The organism is Lacrimispora indolis DSM 755 (assembly GCF_000526995.1).
Classification (GTDB): Bacteria; Bacillota; Clostridia; order Lachnospirales; family Lachnospiraceae; genus Lacrimispora; species Lacrimispora indolis.
On sequence record NZ_AZUI01000001.1, the window covers coordinates 2,609,572 to 2,634,606 of the forward strand.

General features: G+C 47.9%; 24 protein-coding genes. 12 read left to right on the top strand and 12 right to left on the bottom strand.

The window, feature by feature from the left end; translation table 11 throughout:
* Positions 1-32: 32 nt before the first annotated feature.
* Entirely contained in the window at positions 33-449 is a 417-nt protein-coding gene (locus K401_RS0112525) for a metal-dependent transcriptional regulator (RefSeq protein ID WP_084492867.1), read from the bottom strand.
* Between the two features lie 326 nt (positions 450-775).
* Between K401_RS0112525 and K401_RS0112530 the strand changes: the two genes are divergently transcribed.
* The 4 genes from K401_RS0112530 to K401_RS0112545 all read left to right on the top strand — a co-directional run bounded on the left by K401_RS0112530 (position 776) and on the right by K401_RS0112545 (position 4,527).
* A complete protein-coding gene (locus tag K401_RS0112530; protein ID WP_027352467.1) occupies positions 776-1,321 on the top strand; it encodes a V4R domain-containing protein in 546 nt (181 codons plus the stop codon).
* A gap of 3 nt (positions 1,322-1,324) precedes the next feature.
* Positions 1,325-2,557 (top strand): sensor domain-containing diguanylate cyclase, encoded by a 1,233-nt coding sequence (locus K401_RS0112535; RefSeq protein WP_024293274.1) that lies wholly within the window; start codon positions 1,325-1,327, stop codon positions 2,555-2,557.
* Positions 2,558-2,638: 81 nt separating this feature from the next.
* On the top strand, positions 2,639-3,688 hold the full coding sequence (locus K401_RS0112540) for a DNA adenine methylase (RefSeq protein WP_024293275.1): 1,050 nt from the start codon (positions 2,639-2,641) through the stop codon (positions 3,686-3,688).
* Entirely contained in the window at positions 3,679-4,527 is an 849-nt protein-coding gene (locus K401_RS0112545) for a DNA adenine methylase (RefSeq protein ID WP_024293276.1), read from the top strand. The genes K401_RS0112540 and K401_RS0112545 overlap by 10 nt, the downstream gene beginning before the upstream one ends.
* 111 nt (positions 4,528-4,638) lie before the next feature.
* Here the strand turns inward: K401_RS0112545 and K401_RS0112550 are convergent, their stop codons facing one another.
* The 9 genes from K401_RS0112550 to K401_RS0112595 all read right to left on the bottom strand — a co-directional run bounded on the left by K401_RS0112550 (position 4,639) and on the right by K401_RS0112595 (position 12,980).
* Positions 4,639-5,190, bottom strand: coding sequence for a GNAT family N-acetyltransferase (locus tag K401_RS0112550; protein WP_024293277.1), 552 nt, complete (start codon positions 5,188-5,190; stop codon positions 4,639-4,641).
* A 266-nt stretch (positions 5,191-5,456) separates the two neighbouring features.
* Positions 5,457-7,040 carry an ABC transporter permease gene (locus K401_RS0112555; protein WP_024293278.1) on the bottom strand — a complete coding sequence of 528 codons (1,584 nt, stop codon included), beginning with the start codon at positions 7,038-7,040 and terminating at the stop codon, positions 5,457-5,459.
* Positions 7,041-7,042: 2 nt separating this feature from the next.
* Positions 7,043-7,777, bottom strand: coding sequence for an ABC transporter ATP-binding protein (locus K401_RS0112560; RefSeq protein WP_024293279.1), 735 nt, complete (start codon positions 7,775-7,777; stop codon positions 7,043-7,045).
* Positions 7,778-7,790: 13 nt separating this feature from the next.
* Positions 7,791-8,417, bottom strand: a complete 627-nt coding sequence (locus K401_RS0112565; RefSeq protein ID WP_024293280.1) for a TetR/AcrR family transcriptional regulator — start codon at positions 8,415-8,417, stop codon at positions 7,791-7,793.
* Positions 8,418-8,649: 232 nt separating this feature from the next.
* Positions 8,650-9,747 carry an ABC transporter substrate-binding protein gene (locus K401_RS33565; RefSeq protein ID WP_024293281.1) on the bottom strand — a complete coding sequence of 366 codons (1,098 nt, stop codon included), beginning with the start codon at positions 9,745-9,747 and terminating at the stop codon, positions 8,650-8,652.
* A 12-nt stretch (positions 9,748-9,759) separates the two neighbouring features.
* Positions 9,760-10,548 carry an ABC transporter permease gene (locus tag K401_RS33570; protein WP_027352466.1) on the bottom strand — a complete coding sequence of 263 codons (789 nt, stop codon included), beginning with the start codon at positions 10,546-10,548 and terminating at the stop codon, positions 9,760-9,762.
* Positions 10,548-11,360: an ABC transporter permease gene (locus tag K401_RS0112585; RefSeq protein ID WP_084492869.1), complete on the bottom strand. Its 813-nt coding sequence runs from the start codon at positions 11,358-11,360 to the stop codon at positions 10,548-10,550. The genes K401_RS33570 and K401_RS0112585 overlap by 1 nt, the downstream gene beginning before the upstream one ends.
* Positions 11,353-12,429 carry a spermidine/putrescine ABC transporter ATP-binding protein gene (gene potA, locus K401_RS0112590; protein ID WP_024293284.1) on the bottom strand — a complete coding sequence of 359 codons (1,077 nt, stop codon included), beginning with the start codon at positions 12,427-12,429 and terminating at the stop codon, positions 11,353-11,355. The genes K401_RS0112585 and potA overlap by 8 nt, the downstream gene beginning before the upstream one ends.
* A 17-nt stretch (positions 12,430-12,446) precedes the next feature.
* Positions 12,447-12,980 carry a helix-turn-helix domain-containing protein gene (locus tag K401_RS0112595; protein ID WP_024293285.1) on the bottom strand — a complete coding sequence of 178 codons (534 nt, stop codon included), beginning with the start codon at positions 12,978-12,980 and terminating at the stop codon, positions 12,447-12,449.
* A gap of 314 nt (positions 12,981-13,294) precedes the next feature.
* Here K401_RS0112595 and K401_RS0112600 point away from each other — a divergent pair, with 314 nt between their 5' ends.
* The 4 genes from K401_RS0112600 to K401_RS0112615 all read left to right on the top strand — a co-directional run bounded on the left by K401_RS0112600 (position 13,295) and on the right by K401_RS0112615 (position 17,029).
* Positions 13,295-14,350, top strand: coding sequence for a lactonase family protein (locus tag K401_RS0112600; protein WP_024293286.1), 1,056 nt, complete (start codon positions 13,295-13,297; stop codon positions 14,348-14,350).
* A 95-nt stretch (positions 14,351-14,445) separates the two neighbouring features.
* Positions 14,446-15,585 carry a chorismate synthase gene (gene aroC, locus K401_RS0112605; protein WP_024293287.1) on the top strand — a complete coding sequence of 380 codons (1,140 nt, stop codon included), beginning with the start codon at positions 14,446-14,448 and terminating at the stop codon, positions 15,583-15,585.
* Positions 15,586-15,698: 113 nt separating this feature from the next.
* A complete protein-coding gene (rpiB, locus tag K401_RS0112610) occupies positions 15,699-16,142 on the top strand; it encodes a ribose 5-phosphate isomerase B (RefSeq protein WP_024293288.1) in 444 nt (147 codons plus the stop codon).
* 23 nt (positions 16,143-16,165) lie between these two features.
* Positions 16,166-17,029 (top strand): NAD(P)-dependent oxidoreductase, encoded by an 864-nt coding sequence (locus K401_RS0112615; RefSeq protein ID WP_024293289.1) that lies wholly within the window; start codon positions 16,166-16,168, stop codon positions 17,027-17,029.
* Between the two features lie 52 nt (positions 17,030-17,081).
* Here K401_RS0112615 and lepB read toward each other — a convergent pair whose 3' ends face one another.
* Positions 17,082-17,648 (bottom strand): signal peptidase I, encoded by a 567-nt coding sequence (lepB, locus tag K401_RS0112620; protein WP_024293290.1) that lies wholly within the window; start codon positions 17,646-17,648, stop codon positions 17,082-17,084.
* Positions 17,649-17,824: 176 nt separating this feature from the next.
* Here lepB and K401_RS0112625 point away from each other — a divergent pair, with 176 nt between their 5' ends.
* The 3 genes from K401_RS0112625 (at position 17,825) to K401_RS0112635 (ending at position 22,218) form a co-directional block, all read left to right on the top strand.
* Positions 17,825-18,874 (top strand): DUF3810 domain-containing protein, encoded by a 1,050-nt coding sequence (locus K401_RS0112625; protein ID WP_024293291.1) that lies wholly within the window; start codon positions 17,825-17,827, stop codon positions 18,872-18,874.
* 82 nt (positions 18,875-18,956) lie between these two features.
* Positions 18,957-21,272 (top strand): 1,4-alpha-glucan branching protein GlgB, encoded by a 2,316-nt coding sequence (glgB, locus tag K401_RS0112630; RefSeq protein WP_024293292.1) that lies wholly within the window; start codon positions 18,957-18,959, stop codon positions 21,270-21,272.
* A 34-nt stretch (positions 21,273-21,306) separates the two neighbouring features.
* Positions 21,307-22,218, top strand: a complete 912-nt coding sequence (locus K401_RS0112635; RefSeq protein ID WP_024293293.1) for a mechanosensitive ion channel family protein — start codon at positions 21,307-21,309, stop codon at positions 22,216-22,218.
* Positions 22,219-22,372: 154 nt separating this feature from the next.
* Here the strand turns inward: K401_RS0112635 and K401_RS0112640 are convergent, their stop codons facing one another.
* Positions 22,373-23,125: an SIMPL domain-containing protein gene (locus K401_RS0112640; protein WP_024293294.1), complete on the bottom strand. Its 753-nt coding sequence runs from the start codon at positions 23,123-23,125 to the stop codon at positions 22,373-22,375.
* Between the two features lie 468 nt (positions 23,126-23,593).
* Between K401_RS0112640 and K401_RS0112650 the strand changes: the two genes are divergently transcribed.
* Positions 23,594-24,991 carry an ABC transporter substrate-binding protein gene (locus tag K401_RS0112650; RefSeq protein ID WP_024293295.1) on the top strand — a complete coding sequence of 466 codons (1,398 nt, stop codon included), beginning with the start codon at positions 23,594-23,596 and terminating at the stop codon, positions 24,989-24,991.
* The last annotated feature ends 44 nt before the right edge of the window (positions 24,992-25,035 follow it).

A 25,035-nucleotide genomic window follows, 5' to 3' on the forward strand; every position in this document is an offset into this window, starting at 1 on the left:
TCATTGGTCAGCCTGCCTCCCTGTTTTCGTTTTTATGATTCTTTGCTGTCGTTTACATGAGCTTTAATGGCTGCAAAGCTTTCTGCGCTTATTACATGCTCGATCCGGCAGGCATCCTCCAATGCAGTTTCAGGGGTCACCCCAAGGGCCATCAGCCACTCTGAAAGCAAGGTGTGGCGTTCGTACATCCTTTCTGCGATTTCCAGCCCTTTTTCCTGCAAAGAGATGTGACCGTTTTCGTCGATGCCGATGTATCCGTTTTCCCTGAGATTTTTCATTGCCACGCTGACGCTTGGTTTGGAAAAATCCAATTCTTCCGCAATATCTATGGAGCGCACATAGCCGTTGCGGTTCTTAAGCATGAGAATTGTTTCCAGATAATTTTCGGCAGATTCCTGTATCTTCGTATCATCACCCTCTTTCCTGCTTTCATTAGGATATTCTCTTATTTTACCATGGAACGGTATGAATTTTCAAGATGGCTTCTCCTTATATTATTTCGGTGACTTTTTTTCAACGGTAACAGAAAATTTCTGTAACCATTTTATGTTGAAATTTGTCGGAATCTTTATTATAATATATTATGGTTGACTTTAATCATTTGGCAGATAGCCCATATTGCTTAAAATGTATCCCTCATAATCGGGTAGTTAAATGAAAAAAAGGCTGAAAATTGGTAATATTCAGGCAAAATATGCTTAAATTATGAATGTACACGTAACTGATCCTGATTGAATGGATCTGGTTGTGCAGATGAAGATACAGGAGGAGGCATATGTTCAATATTTTTCATACAGGAGAAGAGACGGATTTTACCTGGGACACAATAGGGAATATCGCTGAAGGGAGGAAAAACCTGGGGGAAGAGATGCCCGTCATGATGTACCGGCTGTTTCAGTATTCCTTAAAAAGTGAGCTGATCCGGAGATTTGGCGATGAAATGACAAGAGACTTATTCCGGAATGCTGGAGAGCTTTCGGGAAGAGAATTTACCTTGCACATGCTTGACATAACCCTTCCGCTCAATGATTTTATTGCCTCTCTGCAGCAAAGCCTGGAGGTACATAAAATAGGCATTTTAAGAATTGAAAAGTTCGATCCCGGTACAGGAGAAGTAATTCTGACCGTTGGGGAGGACTTGGATTGTTCCGGACTCCCCATAACAGGCGGCCATGTCTGCAATTATGACGAAGGATTCCTTGCCGGAGTGTTAAAGGAATATACGGGAAAGGAATATGTGGTAAAAGAAGTAGATTGCTGGGCCAGCGGTTCACGTGTATGCAGATTTGAGGCCAGGATCGATGATCAGGCGAAGGTGTAGTGGATGACAGAGAAAGATGCTTCTGTTCTTCTGGAGCAGATCCGCAATATCATTTTAAATAGACCGGTTACCGGGGAGCTGGAAGAAAGAGACCAGGTGTTTTCAGATCTGGACCAGACTGTTTCCTTTCTTTCTCATTGTCTCATGGAATCCAATGAGTTTCTTAAAAATCTGGCGGAAGGAAACTTAAACGTTCCCATGCCTTCCCGGTATAATTTTCAGGCGGGGCAATTAAAGCAGCTTCATGCTGCCTTAAAGCATCTGGCCTGGCAGACCGATCAGGTGATCAAGGGAGATTATAAGCAGCGGGTGAACTTTATGGGAGACTTTTCCCGGGCGTTTAATGAAATGGTAGTCCAGCTGGAGAAAAGGGAAAACAGGCTGAAGGAACAGGTGGAAAAGAACAAAAGGTTTAATGCTCTGCTGATATCCATCATGGACAGTTTAAAAGAATGGGTCGTTGTCATAGAAGAAGAGACAGGGGACATATTGTATACCAATGAATCGGCCAGAAAACATTTCTATGATCCAGGTACAGGACAATATACCTGCGGGGAAGGAGACTGCCCCTTAATGGCCCGTTTAAAGTCCCATACCGGCCTTTCTCAGGAACTGCGGTATGAATTCAAATGCTCCCGCAATAAGACCTTTCAGGTAAAGTCCTATTCCCTTCTATGGGGAGAGAAGCGGGCAGCGGTTCATCTCATGACTGATGTCACGTATCAGAAGGAAAATGAAGCCTTTTTAGAGGTTATGGCCTATAAAGACGAGCTGACCGGACTGGATAACCGGCGCAGCGGACTGCGGACCATTGACACCTTTATCCAGAAAGGCATTCCCTTTTCTCTTTGTATGATCGATATGGATGGGCTGAAAAATATCAACGACCGGTTCGGCCATTTGTACGGAGATGAATATATAAAGTTTGTTTCAAAAGCCCTGAAAGAATCTGCCGGGGATACTGACTTTACCTGCCGGTTCGGAGGCGATGAATTTGTGGCCTTGTTCCGGGACTGCGGGGAGCAGGCGGCGGAGGAGAAGATGGGCCTTATTGATAAGAAGCTGGCAGCAGGCGGCAGGGTCTACCCAATGTCCATCAGCTACGGAGTGGTTTATGTTGCAAAGGAGATGGGACTGTCACCGGAAGCCGCTTTAAACATAGCGGATGAACGGATGTACCGCTTAAAAAGACGGCGGAAACGGAAAAATGCCGGTTCTGAGGCCGAAGGAATTTAGGAAGCTCAACTTTTCTTGTATTTTTTGTGATTTTACATTATAATGGTAGGCAGGCTAAAATGAAATGGGAGCAAGAAAAGAATGAGATTTATTGGGAGCAAGACATTGCTGCTGGACCAGATCAGGCAAGTGATTGATGAAAAGGCGCCGGGAGCGGAAAGCTTTTGTGATATATTTTCTGGAACCGCTGCGGTTGCCAGACATTTTAAACAGTGGTACAAGGTCTGTTCCAATGACCTGCTGTACTTTTCCTATGTGCTGCAAAGGGCTACCGTTGAGAATGATGCCATGCCGGAGTTTACCCGTTTGCAGGAAGAAACAGGGATCAGGGATCCGGTGGAATTTTTTAATGGCAGAGAAAAAAAAGATTTAGAAGAGCTGCCGGGGGAGCGGCGTTTTTTCCAGAACACCTATGCTCCCCTGGGCGGCCGCATGTATTTAAACGATGAAAATGCCCTGCGCATTGACTATGCCAGATGCACTGTGGAAGACTGGAAGGCTGCCGGGCTTTTAAGCGAGGACGAGTATTATTACCTGGTTGCCTGTATTGTGGAGGGGATCCCTTTTGTTTCCAACACCTCAGGGACTTACGGAGCATTCCACAAAACCTGGGAAAGGCGCAGCTACAAACGGTATGAGCTGTACCGCCTGCCTGTGACCCATAACGGAAAGCAGAACCGCTGTTTCAATGAAAACGGAGCGGACCTTTTAACACAGATAGAAGGGGACATCCTTTACATTGACCCTCCCTATAATGCCCGTCAGTATCTTTCCAATTATCACGTTCTTGAAACCGCCGCCAGATATGATTATCCGGAGGTTCGGGGAGTCACGGGACAGAGGCCCGATGAGGGACAGAAATCAGAGTTCTGCATGAAGAATAAAGCGGTTCCTGCCTTTGAAAAGCTTCTTGAAAATGCCCGGTTTAAGCATATCATATTAAGCTACAGCACGGACGGGCTTATGACGGTAAGTGAGATCGAGGAAGCTATGAAAAAGCACGGAAAACCAGAGACCTTCCAGATCTATGAGATCCCGTACCGCAGATATAAAAGCCGGAAGGTGAAGGAAACGGAACGGCTTCGGGAGCTTCTTTTCTATATGGAAAAGCAGGTGCCGCCATGTACATAAAGAGTCCTTTAAACTATACAGGGGGGAAATTCAAGATCCTGGAGCCTATTTTTAAGGCGTTTCCCCAGGATATCCGAACCTTTGTGGATGTATTTGCAGGAGGCTTTAACGTAGGGATCAATGTGAATGCAGAGCAGATCGTCTGCAATGACCAGATCACCTATCTGACCCAGATGTACCAGATGTTCCGTTCCATGGAGATAGGGGAAATTTTGGAGAAGATCCAGGGACTGATCTTAAAGTATGAACTGACCCAGCAGAACCAGGAAGGTTATTATGCCTTGCGGTCGGATTATAATAAGACAAAGGATCTAATGGAGCTGTTTGTACTGGCCTGTTATGCCTTTAACCATCAGATACGCTTTAATAACAGCCATGAGTTCAACTCCCCCTTTGGAAGGAACAGAAGCTCCTTTAACGGCAGCATTGAGAAGAATTTAACGGAGTTCTGCCTTGCCCTTCATGAAAAGAACATTGAGTTTTCCAATCTGGACTTTATGGAACTGGATTTTACGGGATTGGGGCAGGATGACTTAGTTTACTGCGACCCTCCCTACTTGATTTCCACAGGAAATTACAACGATGGGAACAGAGGATTCAAGGACTGGAAGGAAAGAGAGGAGAAGGCCCTTCTGGGGCTTTTGGACCGGCTTCATGAACAGGGGACCCGGTTTGCCTTGTCCAATGTCCTGTATCATAAGGGACTGTCCAATGATCTTTTGATTGAGTGGAGCAAGGGGTATAAAGTCCATTATATTGATAATACTTATTCTAATTGCAGCTATCAGTTTAAAGAGCGGAATGCGGTCACGGTTGAAGTTCTGATCACCAACTTTTAACTGAATCAAGCAAGTCTCCCACTTGAAATGAGAAAAGCATGAAGTAGTTGGCGGGGACTTTGACTATAGATATGTTTGGGATAAGACTGATCACGGATTTTTTAAGGGAAGTCACTGGGTGACTTCCCTATACCATTGACTCCATTCCGGTCTCAATATAGCGTATTCGAAAGTATCCAGCCATACAGGATCACCATTGCTGTCGGTTTTAAAATAGATATTTTGCAAAAGCAGGCCTTCCCGCCTCATATGTAACCGCTCAAGCAGCTTCCAGGAATGATCATTCTTTGGATTGCACATGGCTATGATACGTCTTGCCCCTAAATGCGTAAAGGCATGGCCAAGCAAAGCCTTTGCTCCCTCGGTTGCATAACCCCGGCCCTGGTATTTCCTGTTAAACACATATCCTAATTCCCATGTATTATAATCCTCTTTGCCCAGATACAGGTTCCCTATTAACTTTTCACTTCCTTTTAAGCAGACGGCATAAAACGATTCATCATCTGACCTTCTGGCTGCTTCTTCTTTGGCCTGAGCTTCTGAATAAATATCATATGGTTCAAATGCAACGGTTTCTTTGTCTGACAAATATTCATACATATCCTGCCAATCACTTTGTTCAAATTTTCTTATAATCAATCGGTCTGTAACAATGGTTTTCATTTGACGCTCCTTCATCATCTCATAGGAGGCTTTGCCTCCTGGGATTTGATCAAATCTCTGCCGCAGACCTTAATGAAGCTATCCACAAGGGTCGTTTGGTCAATTTTAAAATATCGCACTTTGGCTCACCAGTCAACAGTAAAAATATATTTTTTGGAACTGAAAGTGCCGCTGAAATATCCGGTTTCCCAGAGCTGTTCCCAGGCGGTAAAAACAGTAGCAAAAAGCGCCGGATCTGGCTTCCGGCGCCTGTCAGTAATTCGTATTCAGTGCAATGCCGCATCCCTGCGCTTAAACAGTGCAATCCCCGCCAAGGTCAGAACCGCCGTGACGGCGCACAGGACGATGGGTGCTGCAGCCGGCTGGCTGGCCTTAAGGGGCGTTATCCAGGAGAAAGGAGAAATCCCATACAGCATATTGCTGATATTCTGCTGTTCCCACAAAATTTCTATGAGAATGAACAATATCAGCAGGCCGTAGTTAAGCCCGTTCATCCATTTGGGCAGAGCTCCGAACAACAGCAGGGCAATGCCGCCAAAGACCCAGATTCCAGGGATTTTCTCTGCCATATCTAAGAACAGCCGGGCAAGAGCGCCCTGATCTCCTGTTCCTGCTACCGTTCCCAGGCCCACGCAGAAGCCGGACACCAGTGCAATGGCTGCCGAGCCGCCGAAGATATAGACCAGATGGCTTAATGCCAGCCGTTCCCGGCGGACGGGCAGGGCAAGCAGGGTTTCCCCTCTGTCCACCTCTTCCCGACGCAAAAGCCCTGCCGACAGCAGCACATAAACGGAGATGATCATGCTGAAAATATACAGCATCAGGGACATAAAAGCCCGGTCCATCCCGCCCAGGCGTTCAATGAGCCCGGCAAGCGCTTCCGCTGAGCTGACGGCGTCTGTCATTAAGTAGCTGACGCAGCCTAAGGCAAAGGAAAATACGGCATAGAACAAAAACCATGAGAGGAACAAGCCTCTCTGGGTGCGCCAGGCAAGTGCAAAGAGGGAACGGAATCCGGGCTTTGCAAAAGCACGTCCTTTCCGCTGGGGGAATAATCCGGCGCCCACATCCCGCCTTAACATCAGCCATAGGGACAGTGCCGTCAGTGCGGCGCCCGCTGCCAGGGGGATCAGCAGCACCATAAAGCGCTCCCCGGCAAATGGGCGGATCAGCAGCGGCCAGTCAAGGGGGTTGAGATACCCCGCAGGATGAGCTGCTCCCGCCGCATTCCAGAGGGTGTGCAGGGCAAACAGTATTCCCAGGCTGCCAAAGGCAGCTCCCCGTGCCGCCGAAGCTCCCACAAAGAATTGAGCCGCAACGCCTGTCAGGATGCCAAGTACGCAGGCTGCGGCGAAGAAGCCCAGGCAATGGGCCAGGGAGCCGGTCAGAGAAAGACCAAGCGCCGTCATTGCCAGAGCCGTCAGCAGGGCAGCGCCTCCGTTGACCAGCATCATTGTGAGCAGTGCCGCAGTCAGGGGCGCCAGGCAGCCGGTCACGTTGGCTCTCAGCAGTTCCTCCTTTCCCTGCTCTTCGGCCAGCCGGGTATGGCGTATCATGTGGATGGCGCTGAAGATTCCGCTTAATATCACCATGAACACTTTGGTGCGCCAGGTGACAAAACCTGCCACCGAAACAACCAGCAGCGGGCCGTGTATGGCCTGGGTAAGGGGATCGATGAGGGTGACACCCATCCTGACAAGAGCCTCCTGTGTGGGGAAGAGCACCAGCGATGATATGGTGTTGATGGCAACCCAAAGTCCCGGCAGCAGCAGCCAGACCAGCGTGAAAATGCGGTTTTGCCGCAGATACAGCCTCATCAGAGCATCCGTGCCGTGTAAATATCTCTTCATCTTCATACCCTCCCTTTTGTCTCCTTTTTGTAGTAGTTCATAAACAGGGTTTCCAGGGTGGGCGGCTGGCAGCCCTCAATAAGCGCTTTCAAGTCCGACATGGTGCCCTGCTGGATGATCCTTCCCCCGCGGATGACGCCGATCCGGTCGCAAACTGCCTCCACCTCAGATAAGATATGGCTGGAGAGAAATACCGTCTTCCCCTGGTCTCTGGCCTCTTTTACGCACTGCTGGAACACGGTTTCCATCAGCGGATCAAGACCGGTGGTCGGTTCGTCAAGGATGAGCAGTTCCACATCCGAAACAAAGGCGGAGATCAGCATTACCTTCTGCCGGTTGCCCTTGGAGTAGGTCTTGCATTTCTTGGTGGGGTCCAGGTCAAAGCGCTGGATCAGCCGGGCCCGTCGTTCCCTGGAATAATTTCCCCGCAGCTTTCCGAGAAAGTCGATGATTTCGCCGCCGGTCATGTTGTCCCAAAGCTGTACATCGCTGGGAACATAGGCCAGACGCTTGTGCAGCTCAACCGTGTCCTTCCAGGGATCGCCGCCCAGCAGCTTTACCTCTCCGCCGTCCTTTTTAAGAAGCCCCAGCAGAATGCGGATGGTGGTGGATTTACCAGCGCCGTTTGGCCCGATAAAACCGTAGACCGAGCCGTTTGGGACCAGGAGATCAACCCCGTCTAAGGCCATGGATTTTCCAAAGCTTTTCCTTAGATCATGAATATCAATTGCAGACATTATTTTTTCCTCCTCACTGTTTATAAAAGCATTTACGCAGAACCTCAAGGTATTGATCAAAGTCGGCATTAAGGGCATCCATGTCGATTTCCTCCACCCGTTTGTCACCGACCAGTTCCATGGAGCGGTTACCGTAATTCTCCAACGCCCATATGATCAGGTCCCTGGCCTTCTCAAAGGGGATATCCGGGCGGAAAAGGGACTGGTCTAAATTACCCAGCAGCATCTCATAGCCGTATGCCGTCACACGCTTAAGCTCCTCTGAAAGCTCAGAGGCAATATCAGGTGATTTTTCTTTTGTCAGCCGTTTGATGAATTCGAACAGCCGGGGATAGCGCTGGTATACCTGCCCCTTTAGCATGGCGGCCCGGCGGTACCGGATGATGAGATCGCCCTGGCAATGGCCGATCTGCTGGTAAAACTCTCGGCTGACCAGCTCAAAGGCATAGCTGCAGAGGAACAGGAACAGTTCCTTTTTACTGGGAAAATAGTGGAACAGTGCTCCTTTTGAAATGGCAGCCGCCTTTACAATGGTGTTGGTGGATGCCAGATCATAGCCGTTTTCTGCAAACTCCGTAAAGGCAGCGTTGATGATGGCATCCCGCTTTTCTTCTTTTAAGCCGATAAAATTTTCGTACAACAAAACCACATCCTTTCAGTGTAAAATTGACCACACTGGTCGATTAATTGCATTGTAGCATAACCGACCAGTGTGGTCAATGGAAAAATTTGCACTTGTAAAAGCATGTTATTATAAAAGCATGTTATTATAAAAGCAGACAGCATAATCTGCTGTCTGCTTCATGGAATCCCATGATCCGTTTTGCGCGCCTATATGAACACACACCGGATCTTCTCCTTTTAACTGTCTGTTAGTTGGATTTTACCTCTTTCCATGCCTCATTATAAAGAGAATCCACCTCATCTCCCAGATACTGGTACACTTCGCTGTTCTTTAAATTATCCTCGTCAGGGAAAACTGCCTTGTTATTCTGCAGCTCCGGATCAAGTAAATCAAAAGCCCCTTTGTTGGGAGTTGGATAGGTGATGTATTCAAAATTCTTTTTAGCAATGTCAGGACGGCAGAGGAAGTTGATCCATTTTTCCGCATTTTCCTTGTTGGGCGCATTGGCAGGAATGACCCAGGAATCCAGCCAGAGGTTGGTTCCTTCTTCCGGGATCACGTATTCCAGGGAATAGTCAAGGCCAAGGTCCTTTACTTCATTCTGGATGTAAAGCATTTCTCCGGAGTAAATGACGCCCACTGCGGCCTCGCCGCCGATCATCTTATCCCGGACCTGATCAATGACATAGGCCTGAACAAGAGGTTTTTGCTTGATAAGCAGTTCTTTTGCTTCATTGATCTCAGCCTCGTTGGTGGTGTTGGCCGAATAGCCAAGGGATTTTAATGCCACCATAAAGGCATCACGGACGCTGTCCTGCATGAGGATATTATCCTTAAACTTCTCATCCCATAAGTCAGACCATTTGGTGGGAGCGTCTTTAGGGTCTACCATGCTGGTGTTATAAAGGATCCCTACGGTTCCCCAGCAATATGGCACGGAATATTTGTTTTCCGGATCAAAGCTCTTTGACATTTCCTGGTATCTGGGATCGATTTCCTTTACATTAGGAACATTGTCAAAATTGATTTCAGAGAGAAGATTGTTTTCAATCATTTTCTGGATCATGTAATCGGAAGGGCATACGGCGTCATATTTTACGCCCCCCGCCTCAATGACAGGATACATCTCTTCATTGGTTTCAAACATGTCGTAAACGACCTTGATTCCGGTTTCTTGTTCAAACTGCTCGATAACGGACTCGTCAATGTATTCGCCCCAGTTGTACACGTAAACCTCTCCGCTGCCTCCTGCCTTTGGAGCGGATTTTCCGCAGCCGCTTAAAAGGGAGATGGAAAGGAGGGACAGGGCGCTGACCGCCATGATTTTAGATAATTTTTTTTTCATGTGAGTGTTCTCCTATTGTTTTTTACGCTTTGGTGCAAAGTTGGTGATGAGAAGCAGCACAAGCACCGTGATAAAGATGATGGTTGACAGGGCGTACATGGAGGGGCGTATCCCCCGGCGCACTTCGCTGTAAATTAAGGTTGAAAGGGTATTGATGCCGGCTCCCCTGGTAAAGTGGGTGATGATAAAGTCATCCAAGGACATGGTGAAAGCAAGGAGAAAACCGGAAAGCACGCCGGGAAGGATATCCGGGAACACCACTTTAAAAAATGCGGAGACCGATGTGGCTCCCAAGTCCATGGCGGCTTCGTAAGTACTTTTATCCGTTTGCTTTAGCTTGGGCATGACGCTTAAAATGACATAAGGAATATTAAAGGTTATATGTGAAATCAAAATGGTCTGAAATCCCAGGGAAAACCGAAAGGCGATAAACGCCAGCATGAGAGAGATTCCGGTAACAATATCCGCATTCAGCATGGGGATGTTGGTAATGCCCATGAGAACAGACCTGGGGATCCGGTTCATGCTGTTAATGGCAATGGCTGCCGCAGTGCCGATGATGACCGCAATCAAAGAGGAAAGGAATGCGATCAGCAGGGTATTGTAAAGGGCTGCCATAATGGTGCTGCTTGAGAACAGCTCCCCATACCATCTGGTGGTAAAGCTGCCCCATTGGGTACGGGATTTGGAACTGTTAAAGGAGAGCACTGCCATGGTGGCAATGGGGGCATATAAAAATACCATAATGATAACCAGGTAAAAATCCTGGATAAAGCGTTTGATAAAGCTTTTCCTGTTCATCAGAATGCCGTTCCCTCCCCGTTTTTATCGTATTTGGCAATCAGTGCCATGCTGATCAGAATGAAAACCATGAGAACAAGGGAAAGGCCTGAGCCTAAATTCCAGTTGCTTCCCTTGGTAAACTCCTGTTCAATGACATTTCCGATCAGGAGGATCTTGCTGCCTCCCAAAAGGTTGGAGATGACAAAGGTGGTAAGAGCCGGCACGAACACCATGGTGATCCCGCTCACAATGCCGGGAACGCTTAATGGAAACAGGATACGGAACAGAACCTGGATGGTGTTGGCCCCTAAGTCCCTGGCAGCGTTTATCACGTTGTCGTCAATTTTCATCAGTACATTGTAAATGGGAAGGACCATAAACGGCAAAAAGTTGTAAACCATGCCGAGGATAATGGCTCCCGGTGTATTGATCAGATTCTGGTTAGGCAGGTGAAGGGCGTTTAAAATGCCGTTAATGACGCCGTTTTTTTCCAGTAAGGTCTGCCATGCCAGGGTCCGGAGAAGAAAATTCATCCACATGGGAAGGATGAAGATAAAAACGATAAAGCTTCCCTGGCCCATTCCCCTGGAGCGCAGGATCATGGCCAGAGGATAAGCGAGGATCAGGCAGAGGACCGTGCTGATAAAGGAAAGTCCAAGTGAGAGCCAAAGGGCCTTTGCATGTTCCGCCGTTGTGACGGAAAGGACATTTCCCAGGGTAAAGGCCCCGGACCGGTCCGTAAGCCCGTAAAATACAATCAGCGCCAGCGGGATCAGGATAAAGCCGATCATCCACATGATATATGGGCCGGATAATAATTTTTTACTCATTGATTCCCACAGCCTCCTCATCCTCAGAAGCCGGTTTGTTCATGATCTGGATATCGAACGGGTCCACATGAATGCCCACTTCCTGTCCGACCGGGAACATATCCGTGCTGTGTACCAGCCATTCAAAACCGTTAGGCGTAGTCACTTCCATTTCATAGTGGACGCCCTTGAAAATCAGATGGGTCACAATCCCTGTCAGGGAGCCTGCCTCGGGAGATACCAGATCAATATCCTCCGGGCGGATGACAACGTCAACCGGAGCGTTGGTTCCAAAGCCTTTGTCAACGCAGACAAATTTGGCGTTAAAGATCTCCACCAGCTCATCCCTGACCATGATTCCGGGCATAATGTTGCTTTCCCCGATGAAATCGGCCACAAAGGCATTTTCCGGTTCATTGTAGATGTTTTCCGGGGACCCCATCTGCTGGATATAACCCTGGTTCATGACGACGATAGTGTCGGACATGGTCAGGGCTTCTTCCTGGTCATGGGTCACGTAGATAAAGGTGATGCCCAGCTCATTTTTCAAACGGATCAGCTCATACTGCATATCCTGGCGAAGCTTTAAGTCCAGCGCTCCCAAAGGCTCGTCAAGGAGAAGAACTCTTGGTTCGTTTACGATTGCCCTGGCAATGGCGATCCGCTGCTGCTGGCCTCCGCTTAAGGAGCTTACCGTGCGGTTTTCAAAGCCGTCTAAGTTAACCAGCTTTAAGGCGTATTTGATCTTATCCTGTATATAGGCTTTTGGTTTATTTTTGATTTTCAGGCCAAAGGCGATGTTTTCCGAAATGGACATGTGGTTAAACAGGGCGTATTTCTGGAATACCGTGTTTAATTGCCGTTTGTTGGGAGGCAGGTTGGTGATGTCCTGTCCCTCAAAGATCACCTTCCCCTGGTCAGGGCTTTCAAAGCCGCCGATAATCCGAAGGGTTGTGGTTTTGCCGCAGCCGCTGGGTCCTAGCAGGGTAACAAATGCGTTCTCCTTAACGGAGAGGTTTAAATCATCCAGTACCATGGTACCGTCAAAGCTTTTTGTGATATTCCGTAAATCAATTAATGGCTGACCCATGACCCTTTATCCTCCTGTCAAAAGCTTGGCGGGGAGCTGACCCAGATAAGAGTAGCGCCGGCCTTGCTGCTTAAGTAATGTTTTTTGTCTGATACAAAGTAAAAGGATTCCCCTTTTCTGGCTTTATATGTTTTGTTACCTATATGAATGGAAATATTACCCTGTAACACGTAGCCGAATTCCTCACCTTCATGAGGATTATCAGGATAGGTCTCTCCGCCGGCTTCCAGGGTGAGAAGAATCGGCTCCATCATGTTTTTCTGTGCATTGGGAATGATCCATTTGATGTCATTCTTAAGTTCTGAATCGTGTTTTTCAAAGTAATCGGATTTTCCGAAAACGATCTGTTCCTCCGGGCTTTCATTAAAGAACTCGCCGACAGAGGTTCCAAGGCATTGCAAAATATCCAAAAGGGTAGCAATGGAGGGGGAGGTCAAGTCCCTTTCCAGCTGGGAGATGAACCCCTTTGACAGCTCTGCGCGGTCAGCCAGCTCTTCCTGAGTAAGCCCCTTTAAGACCCGAAGCTCTTTTAGTTTTGCACCGATATCCATATGCTCCTCCTTTTTGTTATAATAAGCCGAAAGTTTACCTATACTAACTGACGATAAATATAACTAAAAAGTTTAGTAATGATAAACACGCAGCAAGATACATTATACTGTTTTTTCATTGTATGTCAATAGTTTTTAAGGAAGTTTTTCCTTAACAAACGGGGAAATTTATGATATGATAGTTTTAGGTTATACCAGGAAGTTCGATTCGCTTAACGGCTCGTCGAACGGCTGATTTTCTGAACCCAGGCTGCCCACGGGTTTGCCCTCAGGAAGGGAATCACGCCAAGGAAGATATCAGGAGGAAATGTATAATGAAAGGCAAGTATATGGCTTATGTAGGTTCTTATTCCTACAACGGACAGGCTAAGGGGATTACCGTATACGATGTTGATGTGGAAAAGGGCCGTTTTGTTCCAAGATGTGAGGTGGAGGTTGACAATTCTTCTTATGTGATCGCATCCAATGACGGGAAGACGCTTTACTCCATCGCAGATGAAGGAGTCGTGTCCTTCCGCATTCATGAGAACGGAGCCATCACAAGGCTTAATTCAGCCAATATAAAGGGGATGAGAGGCTGCCATCTGTCCACCGATGCGGAGGATAAGTATATTTTCGTATCAGGATACCACGATGGAAAATCCACGGTGCTGCGTTTAAATAAGGATGGCTCTGTAGGAGAGATCGTGACCGCGGTGTTCCACAAGGGTCTTGGCAGCGTGGCGGAGAGAAACTTCCGTCCCCATGTGAGCTGTTCCAGGAGAACTCCTGACGGAAAATTTATCATGGTGGCTGATCTTGGAATCGACCAGATCAAAATCTACCGTTTTAATGAACATGACGAGGAAATGATCCTGGTGGATGCCCTGCACTGCGAACTGGAGTCCGCTCCCAAGTGCTTCCGTTTCAGTTCCGACGGAAAGTTTTTCTACCTTATTTCCGAGTTAAAGAACGTGATCGATGTGTTCACCTATGAAACAGGGGAGCGCCAGCCGAAGATTGAGAAGATCCAGACGATTTCCACCGTAGGATCCAAGCACAGCCAGCTTACGGCGGCATGTTCCCTGCGCCTCTCCAATGATGAAAAGTACGTATTCTGCGGCAATGCCGGAGACAATTCTGTTTCGGTTTACATGCGGGACAAGGACACCGGGCTTTTAGAGGTCGTATGCTGTCTTCCCATAAGCGGCAGTTATCCCAAGGATGTCTGTGTGTTCCCGGATGATAAGCATATCGCTTCCATCAACCATGAGACAGGCAGCATTACATTTTTCACGGTTGAATATGAGAAGGGACTTTTGATCATGAACGGCAAGGAAATCAAGGTCAACGAGCCTAACAGCTGCGTAATCGTAAAAGTCGGAAAATAAAATACCTTGCAGGTATATCTTTGCGCCCCATAAAGCGGGACGGGCTCTGCCCGGAAGGCACGGGCAAGGGAGAGGAAAGAAAGGAAGAAACATACATGGCAGGATCAACACTGGGGACAATATGGAAGGTAACAACCTGGGGGGAATCCCACGGAAAAGCCATTGGGGTTGTGGTAGACGGCTGTCCGGCGGGACTTAAACTGGAGGAGGCGGATATCCAGGAGTATTTGGACCGCAGAAAGCCGGGCCAGAGCAAATTTACCACAAAGCGCCAGGAGGCCGATCAGGCAGAGATCCTGTCCGGGGTTTTTGAAGGAATGACAACAGGGACTCCCATTTCCATGGTCATATGGAACACGGACCAGCGTTCCAGGGATTACGGAAACTTGATGGAGGTTTACCGCCCCGGCCATGCAGATTTTACCTTTGATGAAAAATATGGGATCAGGGATTACCGGGGAGGCGGCCGTTCTTCCGGAAGGGAGACCATAGGAAGGGTGGCAGCCGGCGCTGTTGCCGCCTGCTTTTTAAAGAGCCTGGGAATCACTGTGAACGCTTACACCAGATCTGTGGGACCTTATGAGGCAAAGCCGGAGCATTTTAATATGGAGGAACGGGATAAAAACCGCCTTTTCATGCCGGATAGGGAAACCGCAGCTCTTGCAGAGGCATACTTGGAAGAGATGATGGGAAAACTGGATTCAGTAGGCGGTGTGGTGGAATGCGTCATTGACGGCGTTCCTGCCGGGATCGGGGATCCTGTGTTTGAAAAATATGATGCGGCTCTTGCAAAGGCTGTCATGTCCATCGGAGCTGTCAAGGGCTTTGAGATAGGAGATGGTTTTGCAGCCGCCCGCGCCCTTGGCTCCCAGAACAACGATGGTTTTTGCAATGGGTTTAATAAGAGAGTGGAAAAGGCAACCAATCACGCGGGAGGGATCCTTGGAGGGATCAGCGACGGTTCCGAAGTAGTCCTCCGGGCTGCATTTAAACCAACGCCTTCTGTTGCCCAGCCCCAGAAGACCGTGACCCGCCGGGGAGAGGAAACAGAGATCCGGATCAAGGGACGCCATGACCCCATCGTCGTTCCGCGGGCGGTGGTGGTGGTGGAAGCCATGGCGGCTCTTACCACTGCAGACTTGCTCCTTGCAAACATGGCCTCCAGAATGGACAGGATACTGGCTTTTTACGGCAGGCAGGAGGCCGGAAAAGGTGACGGAGGTTTGGAAACTTGATAAAATCCGGCATTTATGATAAGGTAAATGCCGGATATATTTTACTCAGACAACAGCCCGGTTGACATATCTGCATGTTCAGCCGGCAACGACAGAATAACAGGAGAATAACGATGAAAATTGCAATGGGAAATGACCATACGGCCATAGAAATGAAGAATGACATCAAGAAATTTGTAGAGAGCAAGGGCTATGAGGTGATCGACTTTGGAACCAATTCCACGGAAAGCTGTGATTATCCGGAGTACGGGGAGAAGGTAGGGCGCGCCGTTGCGGACGGAGAGGCTGATTTGGGAATCGCCATCTGCGGAACAGGAGTGGGGATCTCTCTTGCCTGCAATAAGGTCCGGGGAGTCCGTGCCTGTGTTTGCAGCGAGCCTTACACGGCAAAGCTTTCCAGAATGCACAATGACTCCAATGTTCTCTGCTTTGGTGCCCGTGTCATTGGTTCGGAAATGGCAAAGATGATCACGGAAGAGTGGCTGGATGCCAAATACGAAGGCGGAAGACACCAGCGCAGGGTGGATATGGTCATGGACATCGAAAAGAGAAACTAAAAATTGCAGAAGGGGGAAGACAGATGAAGAAAATCGGATTTATCGGAATTGGGATTATGGGAAAATCCATGGTACGCAATTTGATGAAGGCCGGCTATGAGGTGGCTGTCTACACCAGAACCAGGAGCAAGGCAGAGGATATCATTTCTGAAGGTGCCATATGGTGCGAGGATGTCAGGGCCTGCTCCAAGGGCCGGGATGCGGTCATCACCATCGTTGGATATCCACAGGATGTGGAAGAGGTGTATTTCGGAGAAAAGGGAATCATCGCAAACGCAGACAAGGGAACCTGCCTGATAGACATGACAACCACCAGCCCCAAGCTTGCGGTGCGGATCTATGAGGACGCCAGGAAGGCAGGGCTGACAGCACTGGATGCCCCTGTGACAGGAGGAGATACGGGGGCAAGAGAAGGAACCCTTACCATACTGGTGGGAGGCGGCAGAGAGACCTTTGACCGGTGCCTTCCCGTCTTTGAGGCAATGGGAAAGGTCATCCGGTACGAAGGAAAGGCAGGCAACGGCCAGCATACCAAGATGTGCAACCAGATAGCCATTGCAGGAGCCATTTCCGGTGTATGTGAGGCAATGGTTTATGCAAAGGCCAACGGGCTTGACGTAGGGGTTATGGTGGATTCCATTGCCACCGGCGCGGCTGGAAGCGCCCAGTTAAATGCAATGGCTCCCAGGATCCTTTCCGGGAATTTTGCTCCCGGATTTTTCATCAAGCATTTTATCAAGGACATGAAGCTTGCCGCCGAAGAAGCAGAAGCCGCCGGCATCAGCCTTGGCGTGCTTGATCATGTGCTTTCCATGTATGAGACCATGGCTGCTTCCGGCCTTGGGGATGAGGGAACTCAGGCTTTGGTAAAATATTACCAGTGGTAAAAGGACATAGAAAAACGCAGGCAAAGGAAATATTTTTGGCCTGCGTTTTTTCTTATTCAATTTTTTTAATGGAAGGGAAATACCGGAACAGGACTTTTGCGATGATCTTGTCTTTTTCTACGTATTTATTCTTCCATCTTCTTGCGTCTGCGGAAAAATTCCGATTGTCCCCAAGCATGAAGTAACAGTTTTCCGGCACTTCGTAGCTGGCGTCAGGCTCCGGTTCCATTGGCTCCGGGAGATAGGATTCTTCAAGAGGCGTTTCGGAATTATTTAAGTAGACCTTTCCGTCCCGGATATCGACGATATCGCCTGGAAGGCCGATGACACGCTTGACGTAATAGGTCTTTCCGGTGGGATCATCGGGGAAATGGAAGATGACTATATCTCCCCGCTTTGGATCTCCAAAATAATAGGACAGCCTGGAGCCGATAACCCGGTCCCCTGTCATAATGGTCTGTTCCATGGATCCGCTGGGCACCCTGCTGTTTGCAATGATGAAGTTGTTAAGCAAAAATGCAATGACAGCGGCAGTGATGATGATCTTGATCCAGCTGATGATTTCTTCTCGCCAGCTGAACGATTCCCGTTCATTTGGCATGTTATCGTCTCTCTTCATATGATTTCACTTCTTTTCCTTCCTGATGGTTCCTTTACAAAGTTTAAATGAGATTGATTTATAACGCAAGGGGTTTTACAAAATGGTAAGAAAATATTCACAAATACTCTACGGATTGTCCACAAAATCATGATATTATAAAATCCATATAAAAAACTTACACCAGGGGGAACCGGATCATGGGGAGAAGCCGGAATAGGGATGGGAGGCTTATTGCAGCGTCCGCGTTAATGTTTGCAGTTTCAATACTGCTTCAGATACTGGCAAGAAAGGTTCCGGGATTCGGGGACTGGTATGCCAGGCAGGTTTACCGTATCATGGTGGGAAGCATGGGAAGGATATCAGGGGTGTTCCCCTTTGCCCTTGTGGAGGCTGCCACCTACTTACTCATCCTGTACGCCGTTTATTATGTCTTTATCCACCGCAGGGAGGGAAAGCGGATCCTCATAAGAGCCGTGTTTCTTGTTACCGGCCTTTTCCTGCTGTTCACCCTTAACTGCGGAATCAACTATTACAGGAAGCCCTTTTCCAGCTATTCAGGGTTAGAGGTAAGAAAATCCTCTCTGGAGGAGCTGAAAAATCTCTGTCTCCAGCTGACTGCCGACGTTAACCGGATGTGCGGGGAAGGCGTCACAAGAGAAACAGATAAAAAAAGCCTGGGAAGGGAAAGCGTAAAGGCCATGAAAAGGCTGGGTGAGGTTTACCCGGAGCTGGCAGGTTATTACCCGCCGCCAAAGCCTCTTGTATGGTCTTACTTCTTTTCAGTCCAGCAGCTTTGCGGCCAGTATTCCCCTTTTACGGTGGAGGCCACTTATAACCGGTCCATGCCGGATTACAACATTCCCCATACCGTCTGTCACGAGCTTTCCCATCTAAGGGGATTCATGAGGGAGGATGAGGCCAACTTCATAGGATATCTGGCATGTATCGGCTCTGATGATGATGGATTCCGCTACAGCGGATATCTCACCGGCTGGGTCTATGCCACCAATGCCCTGGCAAAGACAGACCAGGAGACTTATTGGGAAATCTGCGGGCAGCTCAGTGAAAAGGCCTGGGAAGATTTAAGGTATAACAATGAATTTTGGGGAAAATACGAGGGAAAGACTGCCGAGGTTTCCAGTAAGATGAATGATACGTATTTAAAGCTGAACAGTCAGTCAGACGGAGTCAACAGCTATGGAAGAATGGTTGATTTGATGCTGGCTTACGCCAGGTCCAAATGACCTTCAATTCCTGGTAAAGTATTGAAAATTACATGCCTGAGTGATAAAATATTTCTATAAAAAGGGATCAGGAGGGCTATGTATGGATGAAAAATTGTATGATTTAATGGATTGGGCCGGCATTGAGGAAATTGTATATTCAGAAGCGGCCAATCCCCACGAAATTCTGGGACCCCATTTAACAGAAGAGGGTCTGCTTATCCAGGCATTTATTCCTACGGCAGAATCAGTGATCGTCCGTTTTAAGGAAAGCGGAAAGGAATATCCCATGGAGCTTGCGGATGAAGCCGGTTTTTTTGCGGCTCTCATACCGCGGAAAACTTCAGCAGCTTATACCTTGCTGGTCACTTACGACAATGGGACATTAGAAGAGTGTCTGGATCCCTATTCCTACGGACCTTTCTACAAGTCAGAAGATATTAAAAAGTTTGAATCCGGAATTCACTATAGCATCTATGAAAAAATGGGGGCGCACCCCATGACTGCAGGCGGAGCGGAAGGGGTATACTTTTCTGTGTGGGCACCGTGTGCCATGCGTGTCAGCGTGGTAGGGGATTTTAACCTGTGGGATGGCAGGCGTCACCAGATGAGGAGGCTGGGGGATTCCGGTATTTTTGAATTGTTCATTCCCGGCTTAAAGACAGGAATGATTTATAAGTATGAGCTGAAGCATCAAAACGGGAAGCCCCAGCTCAAAAGCGATCCCTATGCCAATTACTGCCAGCTGCGCCCTGAAACCGCTTCCATTATCTGGGATATTAACCAGTATTCCTGGGAGGACCGGGAATGGATGAAAAAGAGGGCTGTATCTGATTCCAAGCAAAAACCCATGTCTATTTATGAGGTTCACTTAGGTTCCTGGCTTCGGAAGGAAGCAAAGCTTGATGAAAACGGAGTCCCGGTTGCTGGTTCTGAATTCTATAATTACCGTGAGATCGCGGAAAAGTTGGCGGAATACGTGAAGGACATGGGCTACACCCATGTGGAGCTGCTTCCTGTTATGGAGCATCCCCTGGACGCTTCCTGGGGGTATCAGGTGACCGGATATTATGCGCCTACCAGCCGTTACGGGACGCCTGATGATTTTATGTATTTCATGGATTATATGCACAGGCAGGATATTGGCGTGATTTTAGACTGGGTTCCGGCTCATTTTCCCAGGGACAGCTTTGGGCTGGCCAGCTTTGACGGCACCTGCGTTTATGAGCACAAGGACCCAAGGCAGGGGGCCCATCCTCACTGGGGAACCTTAATCTACAATTACGGCAGGCCGGGAGTCAGCAACTTTCTCATTGCCAATGCCCTTTTTTGGGCGGAGAAATACCATGCCGACGGAATCCGCATGGATGCGGTGGCTTCCATGCTGTACTTAGATTACGGCAAGAATCCGGGAGAATGGATCCCCAATATTTACGGCGGCCATGAGAACCTGGAAGCCGTTGAGTTTTTAAAGCATTTGAATTCCATATTCAAGGGAAGAAAAGATGGAGCGGTCCTGATCGCAGAAGAATCTACGGCATGGCCCAGGATCACGGCTGATGTTAAAAATGAAGGGCTGGGCTTTGATTATAAATGGAACATGGGCTGGATGAACGACTTTACCGGTTACATGCAGTGGGATCCTTACTTCAGGAAGCACCACTATGGAGAGATGACCTTCAGCATACTTTATGCTTACAGTGAGGACTTCATCCTTGTATTCTCCCACGACGAGGTGGTTCATGGAAAAGGTTCCATGGTGGGTAAAATGCCGGGGGATACTATGGAAGCAAAGGCGGCGAATTTAAGGACAGCCTATGGCTTTATGATGGGACATCCTGGTAAAAAGCTTCTGTTCATGGGGCAGGATTTTGCCCAGGTCAATGAATGGAATGAAAATAAAGGCCTTGACTGGGAGATTCTTGCATCTCCTCTTCATAAGCTGACAAAAGACTATGTAAAGGCCTTAAACCATCTTTATAAGAGCCAGCCGGCCCTGTATCAGATGGATTATGACCCGGATGGTTTTGAGTGGGTGGAGTGTACGGATTCAAAGGACAGCATTGCAGGCTTTTTAAGAAAGACAAAGAAAAAGGAAGAAACCCTTCTCATCCTCTGTAATTTTGATACCGTGCTTCATGAGAGATACCCGGTAGGGGTACCCTTTGAAGGAAAGTATAAGGAAATCTTAAACAGTGATGACAAGGCCTTCGGAGGGCAGGGCAAGGTAAATCCCAGAGTGAAAACCTCTAAGAAAAAAGAGGCCGACGAAAGGCCGGATTCCATAGAAATAACCGTGGCCCCCTTAAGCGTTATGGTCTTTACCTGTACACCTGAAGAAAAGAAGCCGGCTTTGGCTGGGAAAAAGGCCAAGAAGCCTGCATATACTGAAAAAGCAAAGGCCGGAGGTAAAAATTAGTATTAAAAATGAAATATGGTCAGGAGGTTTTTAAATGATATTTCATATGGTTTCCGGTGTACTGCCGGGAGAGTCTCTGGCGGATCTCCAACAGGAGGTACAGGAAAACTTAGACCAGCTAAAGCCCAATGCCGTTTTGGAAACCTTAAAGGGCTGGGCCCCCGGAATGATCGCATTCGGGATAAAGCTTTTGATCGCCCTGGTGATTTTTTTCATAGGTTCCAGGATTATTAAGATCATTAATCGTATGCTGAACCGTTCCTTTAAAAGGGTGGATATGGAGGTCAGCTTAAGAAAATTCCTTCTGTCCGTTTTAAATGCAGCCATGTACTGTCTGCTGGCTTTTACTATTGCAGGTCAGATCGGGGTGAATTCAGCTTCCATCGTGGCCTTGCTTGGGTCTGCCAGTATTGCTGTGGGCCTGGCAGTCCAGGGAAGCCTGGCCAATTTTGCAGGCGGGGTGCTGATCCTTCTAATGAAGCCCTTCCGGGTGGGGGATTACATCGTATCAAAGGATGGAGAAGGTACGGTCCGCACCATCGGGCTTGTGTACACGGTTTTGAATACCGCCGACAATAAGCAGGTTGTCATTCCTAACGGGACTCTTTCCAATTCCCCCCTGACAAACGTGACCGCCATGGATAAGAGACGGCTGGATGTTCTGGTTGGGATCGGGTATCACTCGGATTTAAAGAAGGCAAAGGATATTATGGAAGGCATTTTTCATAGCCAGAGAGGAATCATTCAAGAGGAGCCCATAGATGTTTTTGTCAGTGACTTAACGGAAAACGCCGTTACCATCGGAGGCAGGGGCTGGGCTTTCCTGGATGATTACTGGCCGGCCAGGTGGGAAATTCTTGAAAAGATAAAGCTGGAATTTGAAGCGGCTGGAATTGAGATTCCCCGCAGCCGGATGGAGGTTCAAGTGGAGGAGCGTCCTTCCTGATATAAAAGAAAAGCTCCAAGGGCAGGGCTGCTGAAGATGAGTCTGCAGCGGCCTTTGTAATTTAACATATGAACAACATAAAAAGTGAGCTTTGAAATGGTTATTAAGACCATTCAAAGCTCACTTTTTATACGTTACTTATTTTATTTGTTACTTATTTTACCCGATAGGTCACCGACACCTGGGCTTCTACGCCGATCTGGCCAGGTTCTACAACCACGGATTTGGCTCCTGCAGCTGCATCTTCCTTTGCAACGGTGGAGGAGTACCTGATATTGGGGTAGGAATTTACCTCCTCAATATGAGCGATTCCATCCAGGGTAACGCCGCTGGCTGCTGCAATAGCCTCTGCCTTGACTTCGGCTGCTTCTACGGCCTTTTTAAGGGCTTCCCTGTAGGTTTCATCGTATTTGCTGGAAAGATAGTTTACGCTGTCAATGGAGTTAATGCCTGCCTCAATGCTGGAAGAGAGCAGGCCGCCCACCTGGTCTAAAGGAAGGTCGGATAAGGTGATGCTTGTGCGCATCTGGTATCCGGTGATCTGCTGGCCGGTATTGTTCCAGTCATACATTGGCTCTAGGCCGTAGCTGGAAGTCTGGATAGATTTTTCATCAATGCCGGTATTCTTTAAAAAGGATATCACATTGTTTGTATCTGCGCTGTTTTTCTCCTGGCAGGATTTCGGGTCCTCTGCCTGAGTGAGCACTGCAAAATTGACCTGTGCCATATCGGGAACCACTTTTATCCCTTCTGTACTGGACACCTGTATGGTATTGGTGTCCTTGCTGCTGACAGTGGTCACATTGGCCCCGGGAAGGGAAGCTGTCCCTGTCTGGGCACATGCGGTCATGGAAAGTACGGCTGCGGCAACGAGAATGGCCGCCAGTGGTTTATTCATTTTTCTCATAAATATTTCCTCCTTTTCATATTTTATATTCTACAGGAAAAAGCAGGAATTAGTATTTCTTTTCTCTTAACATTCAAGGTCAAATTTCCTAGGTTTTATTTACGAAAATCTGACATTGGGAAAAACTGGATTGAAAGGTTGAAAAGTTATGGGAAAAGCCTGATGAGGCGAAAAATATTATGCATAATGCACAAAAAACGAAATGAAAATTTGATGTATTGACGAAAAATGAAAGTTTAATCAAATCTATTGCATTTATTTGTGCATTGTGATATCTTATAGCCATAAGGTTATTGGAAACGTTACCGGTATGGTTACCGAAACGATATAATCCAGTGACCAGGAAAGATAAAACCCGGAATCAAGCGGGGAAAACAAGCTCCTGTATGAAAGGCATGGAGGAAAAAATTGGGGGTTGTGTGGAAAATCCATCAACCGGAATGTGCGTATGCACGGAAGGAGGATATTATGAAACTTAAGAAACTGGCAGTACTTACCATGGCTGCGGCAATGGCAGCAGGAACACTTGCGGGCTGTTCTTCTAACAAGGCCGCGGAAACCACAGGGGCGGAGCAGAATACCCAGGCAGAGGAAACCACCACGGCAAAAGCCGGTGATACGGCAGAAGCCAAGGGACAGATTTATTATTTGAATTTTAAGCCGGAAGTGGCTGATACATGGGTGGAGCTTGCAGGAAAGTATACGGAGGAGACCGGCGTGCCCATGAAGGTGCAGACAGCGGCAGCAGGTACCTATGAGCAGACCTTAAAATCAGAGGTAGCTAAAAAGGAGCCGCCCACACTGTTCCAGATCAACGGACCGATCGGCTATAAGGCCTGGGCAAAATACTGCAAGGATTTAAAGGACACGACAATCTATGGACATCTGGTTGATAAAGATATGGCTGTAAAGGACGGAGACGGTGTTTACGGTATTCCTTATGTAGTGGAAGGCTATGGCATCATCTATAATGACGCCATTATGAAGAAATATTTTGCTCTTGACGGTGCAAAGGCAAAATCCATGGATGAGGTGAATAATTTCGCTGCGCTTAAGGCAGTTGCAGAGGATATGCAGGCAAGAAAGGCTGACCTTGGAATCGAAGGCGTGTTTGCTTCCACTTCCTTTGCTCCCGGGGAGGACTGGAGATGGCAGACCCATTTAGCAAATCTTCCGGTTTATTATGAATATAAGGATGACAACGTATCCGACAAGGATGCCCTTGGCTTTAAGTATGCTGACAACTATAAGAACGTTTTTGACTTATACATCAACAACTCCTGTACAGATCCCAAGATGGTAGGTGCAAAAACCGTTGAGGATTCCATGGCAGAATTCGCTCTTGGCAAAGTTGCCATGGTTCAGAACGGAAACTGGGGCTGGGGACAGGTGTCAGGCGTTGACGGAAACACTGTTAAGGAAGAGGATGTGAAATTCCTTCCTATTTATACCGGCGTCAGCGGCGAGGAAAAGCAGGGACTTTGCATTGGAACGGAGAATTTCTTCTCCATCAACAGCCAGGCAAAGGAAGAGGACCAGAAGGCATCTCTTGACTTCCTGGAGTGGCTCTTTACTTCTGACACAGGAAAAGATTATGTAACAAACAAGCTGGGCTTTATCGCTCCCTTTGACACCTTTGCAGCAGATGAAAAGCCAACCGATCCTCTGGCAAAGGAAATTGACCGGTATATGAATGACAAGGACTTATATTCCGTATCCTGGAACTTTACGTCCTTCCCAAGCCAGACCTTTAAGGATAACTTCGGAGCATCCCTCCTTCAGTACGCTCAGGGCGGCAAGGAGTGGAAGGCCGTTGTGGATGAGATGAAGGCTGATTGGGCAAACGAAAAAGCCATGACAAAATAAGAGAATCAAAATAGGTTTAAGGGGAAATGGGTGAGCGCGAGGGA